Source organism: Niveispirillum sp., from assembly GCF_052437035.1.
Taxonomy (GTDB): Bacteria; Pseudomonadota; Alphaproteobacteria; order Azospirillales; family Azospirillaceae; genus Niveispirillum.
This window is the reverse complement of sequence record NZ_JBQVOH010000003.1, coordinates 298,092-312,768: the sequence shown is the minus strand read 5'-3', so window position 1 is coordinate 312,768 and position 14,677 is coordinate 298,092. Positions and strand designations below refer to the sequence as shown.

12 protein-coding genes are annotated in these 14,677 nt (G+C 64.4%); 11 read left to right on the top strand and 1 reads right to left on the bottom strand.

What is annotated here, in order from left to right; genetic code table 11:
• The first annotated feature begins 16 nt into the window (after positions 1 to 16).
• The 4 genes from ACT6Q8_RS10600 to ACT6Q8_RS10585 all read left to right on the top strand — a co-directional run bounded on the left by ACT6Q8_RS10600 (position 17) and on the right by ACT6Q8_RS10585 (position 3,592).
• Positions 17 to 970 carry a polysaccharide deacetylase family protein gene (locus ACT6Q8_RS10600; protein WP_054166431.1) on the top strand — a complete coding sequence of 318 codons (954 nt, stop codon included), beginning with the start codon at positions 17 to 19 and terminating at the stop codon, positions 968 to 970.
• The gene (locus tag ACT6Q8_RS10595) at positions 970 to 1,893 is read left to right on the top strand and encodes a polysaccharide deacetylase family protein (protein WP_444732254.1); all 924 of its coding nucleotides are present in this window, start codon (positions 970 to 972) and stop codon (positions 1,891 to 1,893) included. The genes ACT6Q8_RS10600 and ACT6Q8_RS10595 overlap by 1 nt, the downstream gene beginning before the upstream one ends.
• 100 nt (positions 1,894 to 1,993) lie before the next feature.
• Positions 1,994 to 2,788 carry a GntR family transcriptional regulator gene (locus ACT6Q8_RS10590; protein ID WP_444732255.1) on the top strand — a complete coding sequence of 265 codons (795 nt, stop codon included), beginning with the start codon at positions 1,994 to 1,996 and terminating at the stop codon, positions 2,786 to 2,788.
• 21 nt (positions 2,789 to 2,809) lie between these two features.
• Positions 2,810 to 3,592 (top strand): enoyl-CoA hydratase-related protein, encoded by a 783-nt coding sequence (locus tag ACT6Q8_RS10585; protein WP_444732256.1) that lies wholly within the window; start codon positions 2,810 to 2,812, stop codon positions 3,590 to 3,592.
• Between the two features lie 6 nt (positions 3,593 to 3,598).
• Here the strand turns inward: ACT6Q8_RS10585 and ACT6Q8_RS10580 are convergent, their stop codons facing one another.
• Positions 3,599 to 4,309: a GntR family transcriptional regulator gene (locus ACT6Q8_RS10580; protein WP_444732257.1), complete on the bottom strand. Its 711-nt coding sequence runs from the start codon at positions 4,307 to 4,309 to the stop codon at positions 3,599 to 3,601.
• Between the two features lie 184 nt (positions 4,310 to 4,493).
• On the opposite strand from ACT6Q8_RS10580, the gene ACT6Q8_RS10575 reads away from it, so the two are divergent.
• From ACT6Q8_RS10575 to ACT6Q8_RS10545, 7 genes are all read left to right on the top strand, one after another.
• On the top strand, positions 4,494 to 5,864 hold the full coding sequence (locus ACT6Q8_RS10575; RefSeq protein ID WP_444732258.1) for an MmgE/PrpD family protein: 1,371 nt from the start codon (positions 4,494 to 4,496) through the stop codon (positions 5,862 to 5,864).
• Positions 5,861 to 7,231 carry an MmgE/PrpD family protein gene (locus ACT6Q8_RS10570; RefSeq protein WP_444732259.1) on the top strand — a complete coding sequence of 457 codons (1,371 nt, stop codon included), beginning with the start codon at positions 5,861 to 5,863 and terminating at the stop codon, positions 7,229 to 7,231. The genes ACT6Q8_RS10575 and ACT6Q8_RS10570 overlap by 4 nt, the downstream gene beginning before the upstream one ends.
• 21 nt (positions 7,232 to 7,252) lie before the next feature.
• Positions 7,253 to 8,656 (top strand): phenylacetate--CoA ligase family protein, encoded by a 1,404-nt coding sequence (locus ACT6Q8_RS10565; RefSeq protein WP_054166424.1) that lies wholly within the window; start codon positions 7,253 to 7,255, stop codon positions 8,654 to 8,656.
• Positions 8,653 to 9,951, top strand: coding sequence for an amidase (locus tag ACT6Q8_RS10560; RefSeq protein WP_444732260.1), 1,299 nt, complete (start codon positions 8,653 to 8,655; stop codon positions 9,949 to 9,951). The genes ACT6Q8_RS10565 and ACT6Q8_RS10560 overlap by 4 nt, the downstream gene beginning before the upstream one ends.
• 223 nt (positions 9,952 to 10,174) lie before the next feature.
• Positions 10,175 to 12,658: a TonB-dependent receptor gene (locus ACT6Q8_RS10555; RefSeq protein WP_444732261.1), complete on the top strand. Its 2,484-nt coding sequence runs from the start codon at positions 10,175 to 10,177 to the stop codon at positions 12,656 to 12,658.
• Between the two features lie 83 nt (positions 12,659 to 12,741).
• Positions 12,742 to 13,917 carry an alpha/beta hydrolase-fold protein gene (locus ACT6Q8_RS10550; RefSeq protein ID WP_444732262.1) on the top strand — a complete coding sequence of 392 codons (1,176 nt, stop codon included), beginning with the start codon at positions 12,742 to 12,744 and terminating at the stop codon, positions 13,915 to 13,917.
• A gap of 88 nt (positions 13,918 to 14,005) precedes the next feature.
• Entirely contained in the window at positions 14,006 to 14,638 is a 633-nt protein-coding gene (locus ACT6Q8_RS10545) for an isochorismatase family protein (RefSeq protein WP_444732263.1), read from the top strand.
• Positions 14,639 to 14,677: the final 39 nt, after the last annotated feature.

Genomic DNA, 14,677 nt, shown 5'->3' with positions numbered 1-14,677 from the left:
CGGGAGGACGGAAGTGATGCACAGCGATCCCAACCTGTACGATTTCTGGCCCTACCGCGACCGGCCCAAGATCACCTGGCCGGGGAACAAGAAGGTGGCATTCTGGGTGGCGCCGAATATCGAGTTTTATGAACTGGACCCGCCCATCAACCCGTCGCGCAAGCCCTGGGGCCGGCCGCATCCCGACATCGTGCCCTATTCCGCCCGCGACTGGGGCAACCGGGTCGGGCATTGGCGGCTGATGGAAGTGATGGACGAGTTCAATGTGCGCGGCAGCATCAGCCTGTCCGTCGCCATGCTGGACCATCACCCGGAAATCATCCGCGCCTGCGTGGACCGTGACTGGGAATTCTTCAGCCACGGCATCTACAACACCCGCTATTCCTACAACATGACGGAGGCGCAGGAACGCGCCGTGCTGGAAGACAGCATCAAATCCGTCATGGATGCCACGGGGCAGCGCATCCGGGGCTATCTGGCACCGGCATTGACCCATACCGAACGCACGCTCGATCTCTTGGCCGAATATGGCTTCTGGTATAGCTGCGACCTATTCCAGGACGACCAGCCGCAACCCGTGAAGGTGAAGGGCGACAACCGCCTGATTTCCATGCCCTACAGCCTGGAGGTCAATGACGTCATCACCTATGGCATCTATCACCAGAGCCCACGCGCCTATGCCGATGCCCTGAAGCGCCATTTCGACCAGTTGCTGGAGGAAGGGGCGGAGACAGGGACCGTCATGTGCATCCCGCTTCATGCCTATCTGGTCGGCCATCCGCATCGTATTGGCCCGTTCCGGGAGGCCTTGCGCTATATCACCAGCCACCGCGACGATGTCTGGGTGACTACGGCCAAGGAAATCGCCGAGTTCTATATGGCCAACCATTACGACCAGACCCTGGCCGACATCGCCCGGCGCGGCGATGCGCGGCCTGGCACCGGTTTCAATCCGCAGGGGGGCCTGTGATGAGCATCCTGCCCGACAGCTATTTCACCTATGCCAAGCGTCATGCCGGCCCGGACCATGACCATTATCCGGCATCCCCCATTATCGACCGCACGCCCATCACCCTGCCGGGTGGGGCGAAGCTGGGCCTGTGGGTAGTGGTCCCGCTGGAATTCTTCACCCTGAACCCATCGGGGCAGCCGTTCAAGGCGCCGGGTGCCATGCAGACGCCCTATCCGGACCTGCGCCATTACACCACGCGTGATTATGGCAACCGGGTCGGTGCCTATCGTCTGCTGACACTGTTCGGCAAACTGGGACTGCGCGCCACCTTCGCGGTACAAGGCGCGGTCGCGGAACGCTATCCCGGGCTGGTGCGGGATGTCCTGTCCGACGGGCATGACATCTGCGCCCATGGCTGGGATACGGACAGCCTGCACCATTCCGGCCTGTCGGCAGAGGTGGAGGATGGCTACATCACCCGCACCCTGGACGCGGTCCAGACGGCCTGCGGGTATCGCACCGACGGGTGGTTGAGCCCGGCACGGGCCGAGGGCTTTGCCACACCGGCCCGGCTGGCGGCCAAGGGGATAAGCTGGTTCGCGGATTGGGCGCATGACGATCTGCCGACCCGGTTCCGGACGGAAGCCGGCGATCTGGCGGCCCTGCCCCTATCCAATGAGTTGGACGACTGGCAGATCCTGATCAACTACGCACGGCCTGAGCATGAATGGACCACGCAGGTGGCGGATGCCGCCGACTGGCTTCTGGACGAGGCGGGCAGGTTCAACAGCCCGCGCCTTCTCACCCTGACCGTGCGCCCCTATGTCAGCGGCCTGCCTTATCGCGTCAAAGCACTGGGCGACAGTCTGAAGGGCGTGCTGGACCGCGCCGGGGCCGCCGGGGTGACGCCGCACGACCTGACACGCACCCTGTCGGCATGAGGACAGAACGCTTCCGACCGCAACGCCATCCTTGTGCGGCAGGCATAAGATGCGGATAAGTCGGGAGCATTCCCTTCCCATGCCCCCTGGACGCCCCTTCATGGACCAAGAATTGACCCCGGCGGGATTGAGCCCGGATCAACTGGACCCCAGCACACCGGTCCCGCTTTATCACCAGATCTATCTGGTGCTGCGGGAGAAAATCCGCACGGGCGAATTCCCGGCCCATTCGGTGATCCCCGGCGAACAGGAATTGGCCCGGCTGTTCGATGTGTCCCGTATCACGGTGAAACGCGCGCTGAACGAACTGGCGGCCCATGATCTGGTCAGCCGGCATCGCGGGCGTGGCACATTGGTCACCGCATCCGCCGCCCTGCCCCAGGTCCATGGCAGTTTCGACAATCTGATCGACAGCCTGAAGACCATGGGGCTGGAAACACAGGTGCAGGTGCTGGAACTGGCTGATATGCCGGCCCCGCCCGCCGTGGCGGCACTGCTGGATATGGAAGCCGGCACAATGGTGCAGCGCGCCGTACGCCTGCGCAAACTGTCGGGCGAGCCGTTCAGCTATCTGATCCAGTACATGCCCACCGATATCGCCGCCCGCATCAGCCGGGAGGAGATGGAAAGCATCCCCACCCTGGTCCTGCTGGAACGGGTCGGCGCCACCCCGCATGAGGCGGAGCAGTGGATCACGGCAGTCGCAGCCGAACCGCAGATGGCGGCCGCCCTTGACCTCGCCTCCGGATCGCCTTTACTCCGGGTGGAACGGGTGATGCGGGACAAGGCTGGCCGCGCGGTGCAGTTGATCCACGCCCATTACCGGCCAGACCGCTTCAAATACCACATGCGTTCCACCCGCAAATCCGCCGGAAGCTGGCGCGCGGACGGGTGAGAGACAAAGACAAGGTGTGACATGTCCGACAAGGTTATTCTGCGCCGCGACGCCGATGGCATCGGTCGCCTGATCCTGAACCATCCTGCCAAGCGTAATGCCCTGTCGCAGGAAATGTGGCGGCTGGTGCGCGTGCGTCTGGGTGAGGCGGCGACTGACCCCGCCATCCGCGTGCTGGTGGTGCAGGGGGCGGAAGGAACCTTTGCCGCCGGGGCCGATATTTCCGAATTCGAAGCCGCCTATGAAACACGCGAAAGCACCGCCGCCTATGCTGGCGACATTGCGGGCGCCATGGACGGGCTGGCCGATTTCGTGAAGCCGACAATCGCCATGATCCAGGGGGCCTGTGTGGGCGGCGGGCTGGGTCTGGCCCTAGCCTGCGACCTGCGCTTTGCGGCATCCGACGCCCGCATGGGCATCACGCCGGGCAAGCTGGGCCTAGTCTATCCGCTGGGCGATACCAAGCGGCTGGTGCAGGCGGTGGGGCCAAGCCATGCCAAGGACCTACTGTTCACGGGCCGTCTGCTGGGCGCCGACGAAGCGCTTGCCATGGGGCTGGTCAACCGGGTGACGGCGGTGGATGCGCTGGAAGGCGCAGTGCTGGATTATGCCGGACAGATCACGGCGGCCAGCCAGTACACGGCACGCGCCACCAAGCGGATGATCAACCGCGTGCTGGGCGGGCAGTTGACCGACGATCCCGACACGGTGGCAGAATTCCTGGACGCCATCGAAGGTGAGGATTTCATCGAAGGGCGCAATGCCTTCCGGGAGAAGCGCAAACCGAACTTTACCTTTGGGTAAAAGGCTTCACTCCCGCTCCCGGTTGAAGCTCATCGAATAGACGAAGCGGTCGGCGGGATGGATGCTCTCGCTGGCCAGGAACAGCACGCCCTTGGCATCGTGATAGGTGCGGCGGGTACGCAGGGCCGCTGTGCCCGGTTCACAGCCCAGCAGGGCCGCGTTCCGGCTGTCCAGCACCATGGCGCTGATCTGCTGGTCGATACGGCTGGGTGTCAGGCCGAACCGGGCCTCGATCGCGTCGGCCACGGTTGGCGTCTCCTCAATCTCCGCCTGCAAGGGGGCGCAATCGGTGCGGATCAGGATGCGGGTCAGACCCACCACCTTCGCCCCGTCGCGGCGCAGGCCGCGCAATTCCCGCCAGTCCCCCGGCATCAGGCCAAGATCACGGGCCATGCCGTCGGTGGGTGCGGGAACATAAGCCAGAATGGTCAGCCGGGCCGTGCGGGCATATTGCAGCAGATCTTGAAATCCCCCCAGCGGCTGCACGAACAGGGCCGGCTCCGCACTGGCCGCCACCACGGTGCCCGCCCGGCGCTTGCGGGTCACCAGACCGGCATCGGTCAACAGGCGTAGCGCATCGCGGGCCGTGTGGCGGGAAATGCCATGGGTGGCACAAAGCTCCTGCTCCGTCGGCAGAAGGTCGCCGACCTTATAGGTGCCACTGGTGATGGCGGCGCGCAGCATCTGGGCGATCTGCTGGTATCGGGGAACGGCCACGCTGCACTTTCCTTATCTGCGGACGGGGGATGAAACCTCCCGCAAGGCCGCTTCGTCAACCGTGACAGGGACTCCGCATCTCCACCTGTCGGACGGGCGGCATGAAATCCATCCCGTCCCGCCATCGCATGGCTGTTTGATGCCGGGAAGCATGGTACGGAGTTTTGTCCGGACAAATAGGGTCATGATGATGCTGATCGCCCAGTTCGCCGACCATCTTTCCCGCCCGGTTCCCACCGCGATGCGGCGGCGGGCGGCTGTTCATCTTCTGGATTGGGCGGGATGTGCCGTGATCGGGGCGGCAACACCGGTTGCCGACACGCTTGCCGCTGTCTTCCTGGATGGTGCAGGCGGTCCCTGTACCGTGATCGGTCGCGCCCATGGTGCGGGCGCGGAAGCGGCTGCACGGTATAACGGCGCACTGGGCAACATTTATGAAATGGATGACGTGGACAAGCGGGCAAGGGTGCATCCCGGCCCCATAGTCATCCCCGCCGCCCTGGCCTTGGCCCAGGCGACGAACGCCAGTGCCGATGCCCTTCTGGATGCCATTGTGCGCGGGTATGAGGCGGTGATCCGCCTGGGCCGCGCGCTGGGCGACGGGCATTACCGCGTCTGGCATACCACTGCCAGTGCCGGAACCGTCGGCGCGGCGGCGGCCTGCGCCAGCCTGCTGGGCCTTGACCGCGACGGCATGGCCCAGGCCATGGCGCTGGCCATCACGCGCACCGGCGGCCTGTGGGAGACACGCAACGACCCGCGGTCCAGCGCCAAACAGGTTCACAATGCCCAGGCCGCCGGTGATGGGCTGCTGGCCGCACGCATGGCCGCCGCCGGCCTGCGGGGGCCGTCACAGATACTGGAGGGCAAGGAAGGGCTGTTCGCGGCCACGGCCCCCGGTGCCACGCCCGCCGACCTTCTGGCCGGGGTCAGTCCTGCGGGATGGTGCATCACCGATGTCAGCCTGAAGCCCTGGCCCGCCTGCCGCCACGTCCATCCGGTGATCGACGCGGCCCTGGCCCTGCTGTCCAAAACGGGTCGCGAAGGGCTGGACCTGCGGGAGGTGCGGGGGATTGCCATTCAGACCTATGGCGATGCCATACGCTTTTGCGACCGGCCCGCACCGCGCACTGTGATTGAGGCAAAATTCTCGCTCCAGCATGCGGTGGCTGTCAGCCTGTTGGGTGGTCCCCCGCCGCTTTCGGCCTTCGATCCACCGATGATTACCGACCCCACCGTGGCCGAACTGCGGTCGCGGGTGAAGGTGACGGTGGGCGAACCCTATGCCGGGGCCTATCCTAATCATTTCGGGGCACGGGTGGTCCTCAACCTCATCAGTGGCGACCTGCTGGTGCATGAGCAGCCAGACGCCCTGGGCGATCCGGAGAACCCGCTCTCCATCGACCGCACCATCGACAAGGCGCGTGGCCTGATGCAGGCGGCGGGGATGGGGGCGGCGGAGATTGGCATGCTGGTGACGGAATGCCTGGAACTGGCGGAAGGCCGCCCCCTGCCCACGCAATGGCCGGGACGTTTGACGGGAGAAGCCGCATGACCGCCTCGCAAATCATGGCCCGTCACGCCTTGTCGGTGGAATGGGTCACCCTGCCTGAACCGGCGCGCGACGCGGTACGCACCTTCCTTCTGGATACGCTGGGGGTGGGGATCGCGGGGGCCAGGGCGCCATTTGCGCCAGAGATCGGTACCGTGGCGCAGGCATGGGGCGGGGATGGTCAAGCCCCCATCCTGGGGCGCGGATATCGATTGAGCGCGCCGCAGGCGGCCTTCATCAACGCCTTTCAGATACATGCCCAGGAATTTGACTGCGTGCATGAGGTGGCGGTGTTGCATCCGCTGGCCACCATCCTGGCCGCCATGATAGCGGACACGGCACGCCAGCCCTTGCCCGTGACGGGGGCGGAGTTCGGTGCGGCACTGGCCGCCGGTGTCGATATCGCCGTGACACTGGGCCTTGCCGCCAAGACGCCCCTTAAATTCTTCCGCCCGGCCACGGCGGGGATTTTCGGTTGTGTGGCGGCCATGGCCCGGCTGCGGCGACTTGATGTCGATACGACATGCGACGCCTTTGGCCACGCCCTCGCCTTCGCGTCGGGCACCATGCAGGCGCATGTGGAGGGCAAGCCCGGCCTGCCGATCCAGGTGGCACATGCCGCCCAAGCCAGCCTGATGGCGCTGGATCTGGCAATGGCCGGCATACCCGGCACGGCGGGCAGCATCGACGGTCCGTTCGGCTATCTGGCGATGTTCGAAGCAGCAACCGACCTGCCGCCGCTGCTGGACCGGTTGGGCAAGGATTGGCGTATCGCAGAGGTCAGCCACAAGCCTTTTCCCACGGGCCGCGCCGCGCATGGGGGGATCGTCGCCCTACAGACGCTGATGCGCGACCATGGGGTGACAGCCGCCAATCTGGAAAGCCTGATCTACACCGCGCCGCCGCTGATCCAGCGGCTGGTGGGCCGTCCCCTGCCCGCGTATCCGGCGGCACTGACGGCCAATTACGCGCGGCTTTGTTTTGCTTGGCTGGGCGCGGTCGTACTGACGCGCGGCACCGTCGGCCTGTCGGATTTCGCGGGAAGCCGGCTGTCGGACCCGGCACTGCATGCGCTGGGCAGCCGGATCAAGGTGGTGGCGGACGACAATCCCGACCCCGCCGCCTTCACCCCCGGCATCGCGGAGGCCGTCCTGACCGATGGGCGCATCGTGAGGGCCCATATCGACAGCCAGTTGGGCAGTCCCATAAGCCCGCTCAGCCGGGAACAGCATCTGCGGAAGTTCCGCGCCTGTCTGGATTTCGCCGGTGCCGCCGATCTGGCTGATCCGCTGATCCAGGCCATCGACGATCTTCAGGACCAGGCCGACATGGCCCGTCTGCTGCGCCGGGCCGCCGGCCTGTCAGACTGATATCAAGGGAGCAATTTTGCCATGGACGGGCACAAAACCTATTTCAACGCCGTGGACTGGGATGCCCTGCAGAAGGACCATCCGATCGGTGACGATTTCGTGCGGTTTGCCACGCAGACCAGCCGGGACGCACTGACCGCGCATCAGAACCGCCTGTTCATGCGCTGCGTCGCCCGTGCCTGGGCCACCCCCTTCTATCAGCGCCTGTGGGGCAAGGCCGGGATCGAGAAGGGCGACATCCGTTCCATCGCCGATCTGCCGCGTCTGCCCATGTTCGACAAGTCGGACATCATGGCCAGCCTGGAAGTCGCCCCGCCCTTCGGTGACTTCTCCGGTTTCTCCAGCTACCCCGCCGGGGAGCGTCCGCCCGTCGTGTTCCACACGACCAGCGGCACCACCGGCAAGCCGCAGGTCCTGCTGTTCGGGGCCAGGGGGCGTGAGGCGCAGAATCTGCTGCTGGGCCGGCTCTACCGGTTCCAGGGCATGCGACCCGACGATGTGGTCCATTCCGTCTATGGCCATGGCATGATCAATGGTGGCCATTATGTGCGCGAAAGCGTGCTGCACTGGACCTCCTCCATTTTCATGTCGGCAGGCACGGGCGTGGAAACACGGTCGGCGCAGCAGGTGCAGTTGATGAAGGAGTTCGGGGCGACCGTGATTGTCGGCTTCTCCGACTACATCAAGAAGCTGGCCGAGGTGGCGCGGGAGAACGGGATCGACCCTGTCCGCGACCTGAATATCCGCATGATCTCCGGCCATCTGGGCAAGGAGGACAAGGCAGGCCTGTCGGCGGCCTGGGGCGGGGCGGAATGCTTTGACTGGTACGGCGTGGGGGATACGGGCTGTATCGCCGGCGAAGGGCCGGACCGTGATGGTCTTTACGTCATGGAGGATGCGCAGGTCCTGGAGGTTTGCGACATCGACACGGGCGCACCGGTGGCCGATGGCGCCCTGGGCGACATGGTCGTCACCTGCATCTACAAGGACGATATCCACCCCATCATCCGCTTCAACACCCATGACGTGACGCAGGTGCGTACCGGTTCATCCAGCATCGGTGTCGGTTTCAAGCGGATCGAGGGGTTCCTGGGCCGGTCGGACAATATGGTGAAGATCCGCGGCATCAACATCTTCCCGCAGGCCATAGGCCCCATGCTGAACGGCGTGGCCGGGATTACGGGCGAGTATATCTGCAAGGCCGTGCGTGATGCCGCCGGGCGGGATGAGTTCATTGTCATCGCCGAGACGAACGCGGCCGGCAATGACCGTCAGGACGTGGCAGAACGCAGCCGCGCCGTCCTGAAACAGAAGATCGGGATCGAAGTCGGGGTCGAACTGGTCGATCACCGCGCCACCGCCGGCCTGACCCAGATCGACGTGCGGCAGAAGCCGATCCGCCTGATTGATGAGCGGTACAAATGAGCGACGCCATCCTTTCCGCCGGCATTACCGGCCTGCCCGACCTGTACCGGCGGGGCGACGCCGACGCCCTGTCGGTCACCCGCTGCTATCTGGACCGGATCGCGGCCCTGGACGGGCATATCCGCGCCTATAATCAGGTGCTGGCCGACAGTGCCCTGGCGGCGGCGGCGGCATCGGCCCGGCGCTGGCAGGAAGGCCAGCCCCTGTCGGCGATTGACGGGGCACCGGTGGCCGTGAAGGCGAACATCGCCGTGGAGGGTGCCTTCTGGCACGCCGGTATCGGCGCATACCGCGACCGGGTGGCACAACAGGATGCCGACTGCGTGGCGCGACTGCGCGCGGCGGGTGCTGTCATCCTGGGAACCGTCAACATGCATGAAGGGGCCCTGGGCGCCACGACCGACAATGTCTGGTTCGGGCGCACGCAGAACCCGTTGCGCGACGGGTATACGGCGGGTGGGTCCAGCGGCGGATCGGCGGCATCCGTGGCCGGCGGGCTGGCGGCGGCGGCGCTGGGGTCCGACACGATGGGGTCGGTGCGCATTCCCAGCGCCTATTGTGGGATCGTGGGGTACAAGCCGGCGCGGCATGCCATCAGCCTGGATGGCGTCATCCCGCTTTCCACCACGTTGGACCATGTCGGGGTACATGCGCGGTCGCTGGCCGACTGCACCCTGCTGGCTGCCCATGCCGGGGACCGGCGGGCGCTCCTGCCCGTGGATATTGCGGGCCTGCGCCTTGCCATTCCGGACTGGCACGCACGTGTCGATGCACCGGACTTCATCTGGAAGGCATGGGAGGAAGCGGCGACCCTGCTGCTTTTGAACGGCCTGAAACGGGTAATGTCGGACATGCCGGGTTACCAGCCCGGCCAGGCCCGCCGCCTGGGCCTGCTGGTGTCGGAGGTGGAAGGGCTGAACGCCCATGCCGACCGGCTGGCCCAGGGTGAGGATGGTTTCTCACCGGAATTCCTGGGACTTTTACGCTGGGGCGGGCGGCAGCCGGCAACGAAGCTGGCCGCTGCCTATCAGGGGCTGGATGCAATCCGCACTGGCGGCAGCGCCTGGCTGGAAGAGGTGGATGTGGTGCTGCTGCCCACGGCACCGCAGACCGCGTTTCCCTTTGACACCCCAGTACCGGCCAATCAGGCGGATTTCACTGCACTGGCCGATTTCATCGGCTGCCCCGCCGTCGCCATGCCCTTTGGCATGGCACCCGACGGGTTGCCCTTGTCGGTACAGGTGATGGGCCGAGACGCGGCAAAAGTGCTGGCCGTCGCCGCGTGTCTCGCCTGAGCCCCATCGCGACCGCGTGGTGGACAGGCGTGGTGTCAGGCTTGAGCGGTTTCCAGGCCAAACACATCATCCGCCGAACGACCAACGCTCAAAGTTCCGATCCATCCCTGAAAAAAACCCGTGGAACCCCGGTTCTTCACGGAGGGGCGGAGCTTTGCGTGCAAGGCGGGCCGACAAGTGCCCGGCATGCTTTCTGGGACCATGTTTCGACTGGGAGACAAGAATGAAGGAAGTGAAGTTTAAGCCCCCGTCCGGCGCATCACGCCTGGCCATCACCATGGCCATCGGGGCATCCGTGCTGGTATCCGGCGCGCATGCGCAGGAGACAGCCAAGACCAGCAACGGTGAGACGATCCAGCTGGAGGAAATCATCGTGACCGCCCGCAAGCGGTCCGAAAACATCCTGAAGACGCCTGTTTCCGTCACCGCCGTCACGGCGGAAGAGGTGGAGCAGCGGGGCATCACGTCCGTTCAGAACCTGTCCGAACAGACGCCCGGCTTCAACATCAACAATAACAGCAGCGGCCGCGGCGACCGGTCGTTCCAGCAGTTGATCCTGCGCGGCTTCACGCCAGCCACGACCGACAGCACGCCGGTTGCCACCTTCATCGACGGCGTTCCGGTTTCCTCTCCCACCGCGGTGATGAGCGTATCCAGCCCGGAACGCATCGAGCTGCTGCGCGGGCCGCAGTCGGCCTATTTCGGGCGTAACACCTTTGCCGGTGCCCTGAACGTCGTCAACAAGGAGCCGGGCAACGATTATGCCGGCAGCCTGACCACCATGATCGGCACCCGCAACACCCGCCGTGTTCAGGCCGAGCTGGAAGGCCCGCTGGTGGAGGACAAGCTGTCCTTCCGCGTTGCCGGCGACTACAACGCCAAGGACGGCACGTACAAGAACTACGCCAACCCGTCCATGACCCTGGGTGACCAGTCGTCGCGCAATGCCAACCTGCTGCTGGTGGCGACGCCGACCGAGAACCTGACGATCAAGGCGTTCGGCATCCTGTCCCATGACAAGGACGGCCCCGCCGCCCTGGGTCTGATCAGCGCGCGCGCCATCACGGACAGCACGGGCCGCGTCGTCGTGCCGGCACAGGCGAACTGCACCCTGGGCGGGTTCAATCCGTTCATGTGCGGCACCGTTCCGTCCCTGCCCGCCACCACGCCCGCCGGCAACTACAATGTCGACAGCTTCGTGCGCAACGCGCTGGCCGTAACCACCAACCGTCTGATCGACCCGAATGACAGCGTTGACAGCTATGGTCTGGTGCGTGACTACCGCCACGCCCATCTGGTGGTGGATTATGAAATCCCCGATACGAACTTCACCATCAGCTCGCTGACCGGCATCAATCACGAGGAATGGGGCTCGCTGTCGGATATCGGCAATTACGACAGCTCCGGCATCGCCAACCCGGCCTATACGGCCACCAACGGCCTGCGCTCCTATTTCAGTTCGGCCTATCTGGTGGAAAACGTCTCCAAGGACATCTCTCAGGAACTGCGCACCAGCTACGATGATGGCGAGGCGCTGCGCTTCGTCGCCGGCGTGTCGTATCTGGGTGCGAACGGCAAGCGGACCGTCGACACCCTGGATAACATGATCCTGAACAAGCAGGTCACGCCGTCCGGCAAGACGGAATCCAAGACCTATGGCGGCTTCTTCGGCGTCACCTACGACATCACCGACAAGCTGACCGCCAGCGTCGAAGGCCGTTATCAGATCGACAAACTGTTCGCCTATATCTCGCCGCTGGCCGATGCCGTGGTCACCGACCCCACCTTCGTACCGGTTGGCACCTACAAGGCTGGGTCGAAGCTGGCGGAACAGACCTACAAGAACTTCCTGCCCCGCGTGATCGCCCAGTATCAGTGGACCGATCAGGTCATGACCTATGCCTCCGTGGCCAAGGGCGTGAACCCGGCATCGCTAAATTCCGGTGTGACCACCTATACCGGTCAGGCCGCGACCATTGCCAAGACGCTGGGCATCGACCTGTTCGTCAGCCCGGAAAAGGTCACGACCTACGAGATCGGCCTGAAGGGCACCGCCGTCGATAACCGTCTGCGCTATGCCTTTGCCGCCTATTACTCGCAGTGGCGGGATCAGCTGAACCAGGTCATCCAGACCTTCGTGACGCCCACCGGTGGTTTCGGCAGCGTGTTCGGCACCATCAATAGCGGCAATTCCGACATGAAGGGTCTGGAGTTCGACGGGTCGTTCCGTGTTACCAACATGATCACGCTGACGGCAGCAGGCGCGCTGAACGACAGCAAGATCAAGGATTACAACGCCCCGCTGGTTACGTTCCTGGTTGGCAGCAGCGATTTCTCCGGCAATGAACTGCCGTCGACGTCCAAGTACTCCGCCTCCGGCGGTGTGATGTTCAATGGCGAGTTTGACCAGTGGGAAGATGCAAACTGGTTCGCGCGCGTCGACTATAACTACAAGTCCGGCGTCTGGTCAGATGTGGCCAACGTCGTGAAGACGGCCGAAACCCATATCTTTAATGCCCGGGCCGGTGTCACTGTTGGTGCTGTGTCGGTCGATGTGTTCGCCAATAATGTGTTCGACAGCCGCCGTTACACCACGGTGAACAATAACATCCTGTTCACGCCGGCCCCGTCCTTCACCTACTCGACGCTGAATGTCGGTCTGCGTGAAGGCCGCACCCTGGGCGTCCAGGCGAAGTACAAGTTCTGAGCATAAAGTCACGCCCCTGGGGACAACCTTGTCCCTAGGGGTAATGTGTTTCAGGCCCACGCCACGCCCTTCGAGGAGCGATCATGCGCCAGCTTTTACTGTCCGCCGTTGCCGCCCTGCCGCTTGTCCTGGCAACCCTGCCAGCCCAAGCGGCCCAGCCCGCCTGTGAGGCCCGGACCTTCTTCCAGCCGCCGCTGGAATATCAGTCGGTCGAACATCTGCCCGACGGTCGCGTCACCTTCCGCCTGTGCGCCAAAGACGCCAAGGAAGTCGTCGCCCTGCCGCAGGAAATGAACAGCGTCCCCATGGGTATGGATGGCAAGCCGCCGGGCCTGCCCATGACCAAGGATGCCGATGGCTACTGGTCGGTTACCACGACTGGCTCCGTCGATGCCGGCGTCTATACCTATGTCTTCAAGGTCGATGGCATGCGCATCGCCGATCCGCGCGGCACCCGCTTTGCCGAAGCTTTGGGTGGCGTGCAATCGATTGTGCAGCTGCCGGGTGACGGCAAGTCCAATCAGTTCTACAAGGCCGAGGTGCCGCACGGCGTCGTGTCAGTCGTGGAGTATCCGTCTTCCACCCTGGGCATCACGCGCCGCGCCCATGTCTATACCCCGCCGGGGTATGAGGCGGGGGGTAAGGACCGTTATCCGGTGCTGTATCTGGTCCATGGCTATAGCGACAGCGACGATGCCTGGACCATGAAGGGCAACGCCAATTACATCCTGGACAACCTGATCGCGGCGGGTAAGGCCAAGCCGATGATCATCGTCATGCCCTATGGCCACACGCCGACGCGTGACGGCGTGCAGGGCATGGAGAATACCGATTTCGGCAGCGACCTGCACAAGGACCTGATCCCCTTCATCGACAAGCATTTCCGAACCCAGGCGGCGGCCAAGACCCGCGCCATGGTCGGCCTGTCGATGGGCGGGGCGCACACGATCCAGTTCGGCCTGCCGCGCGCGGACGTGTTCGGCTCCATCGGCGTCTTCTCCATCGGCATGTTGTCGGCGGAACAGACGGCGAATTACCGCAAGGTCAATGACGCCGCCCTGAAGGCCCGCGCCAAGGCTGGCGGTCTGGTCTTCTATGCCGTCGGCAAGGAGGATTTCGTCATCCAGATGGCACCGCCCTTCCGCCAGATCCTGGGCGATTACGGTATCAAATATACCTATGTCGAAAGCGGCGGCGGCCACACCTGGACCAACTGGCGCGCCTATCTGGAACAGATCGCACCGCTTCTGTTCAACTGACGGTCAGACGCAGCGAACAGACAAGTCACGGCCTTCCCCGTCGCGTATCGGGGAAGGCCGTTTTCTTTTGCACAGGGGATCGCCGATCATGGCCACCGATCTGAATGCCGATTATGCCCAGGCCGGGTTCGGCAACCGCCTTGGCTGGGGCAAGCGCCCGGCCCTGCTGATCATCGATTTCGTGAATGCCTATCTGGACCCCGCCTGCCCGCTTTATGCCGGGGTGGAAAAGGCGCTGGCGGGGGCGGTCACGCTGCTGACTGCCGCACGCGCCGCCGGCATTCCGGTCTTCCACACCAATGTCGCCTATACGCCAGGCGGCGTGGATGGCGGGGTATTCTTCCGCAAGGTAAAGGCCCTGTCCTGTTTCGAACGCGGCCTGCATCCGCACTGGGCATCGTTTGCCGATGGGCTGCAGCCGGCGGCGGGGGAACCGGTGATCACCAAGCAATATGCCAGTGCCTTCTTCGGCACCTCTCTGGCCTCCACCCTGGCGTCCAGCGGCATCGACACGTTGTTGATTTCAGGCCTCTCCACCTCCGGCTGTGTCCGCGCCTCGGCCCTTGATGCCTGTCAGCATGGGTTCGTGCCGCTGGTGGTGCGCGACGCCGTGGGCGACCGCGATGCCCGCGTGCATGAGGCCAACCTGTTCGATCTGAACGCCAAATATGCCGATGTCATCGGTATTGAGGAGGCGATTGCGCAGTTGGCGAAGTGCTGAAATGAAAAGGGCCGGCGGAATATCGCCGGCCCCTCCAAT

Excerpts from the sequence above, each read along its gene's own strand:
- ACT6Q8_RS10600 (WP_054166431.1), top strand. The coding sequence starts at position 17 with ATGCACAGCGATCCCAACCTGTACGATTTCTGGCCCTACCGCGACCGG.
- ACT6Q8_RS10595 (WP_444732254.1), top strand. The coding sequence starts at position 970 with ATGAGCATCCTGCCCGACAGCTATTTCACCTATGCCAAGCGTCATGCC.
- ACT6Q8_RS10590 (WP_444732255.1), top strand. The coding sequence starts at position 1,994 with ATGGACCAAGAATTGACCCCGGCGGGATTGAGCCCGGATCAACTGGAC.
- ACT6Q8_RS10585 (WP_444732256.1), top strand. The coding sequence starts at position 2,810 with ATGTCCGACAAGGTTATTCTGCGCCGCGACGCCGATGGCATCGGTCGC.
- ACT6Q8_RS10575 (WP_444732258.1), top strand. The coding sequence starts at position 4,494 with ATGATGATGCTGATCGCCCAGTTCGCCGACCATCTTTCCCGCCCGGTT.
- ACT6Q8_RS10570 (WP_444732259.1), top strand. The coding sequence starts at position 5,861 with ATGACCGCCTCGCAAATCATGGCCCGTCACGCCTTGTCGGTGGAATGG.
- ACT6Q8_RS10565 (WP_054166424.1), top strand. The coding sequence starts at position 7,253 with ATGGACGGGCACAAAACCTATTTCAACGCCGTGGACTGGGATGCCCTG.
- ACT6Q8_RS10560 (WP_444732260.1), top strand. The coding sequence starts at position 8,653 with ATGAGCGACGCCATCCTTTCCGCCGGCATTACCGGCCTGCCCGACCTG.
- ACT6Q8_RS10555 (WP_444732261.1), top strand. The coding sequence starts at position 10,175 with ATGAAGGAAGTGAAGTTTAAGCCCCCGTCCGGCGCATCACGCCTGGCC.
- ACT6Q8_RS10550 (WP_444732262.1), top strand. The coding sequence starts at position 12,742 with ATGCGCCAGCTTTTACTGTCCGCCGTTGCCGCCCTGCCGCTTGTCCTG.
- ACT6Q8_RS10545 (WP_444732263.1), top strand. The coding sequence starts at position 14,006 with ATGGCCACCGATCTGAATGCCGATTATGCCCAGGCCGGGTTCGGCAAC.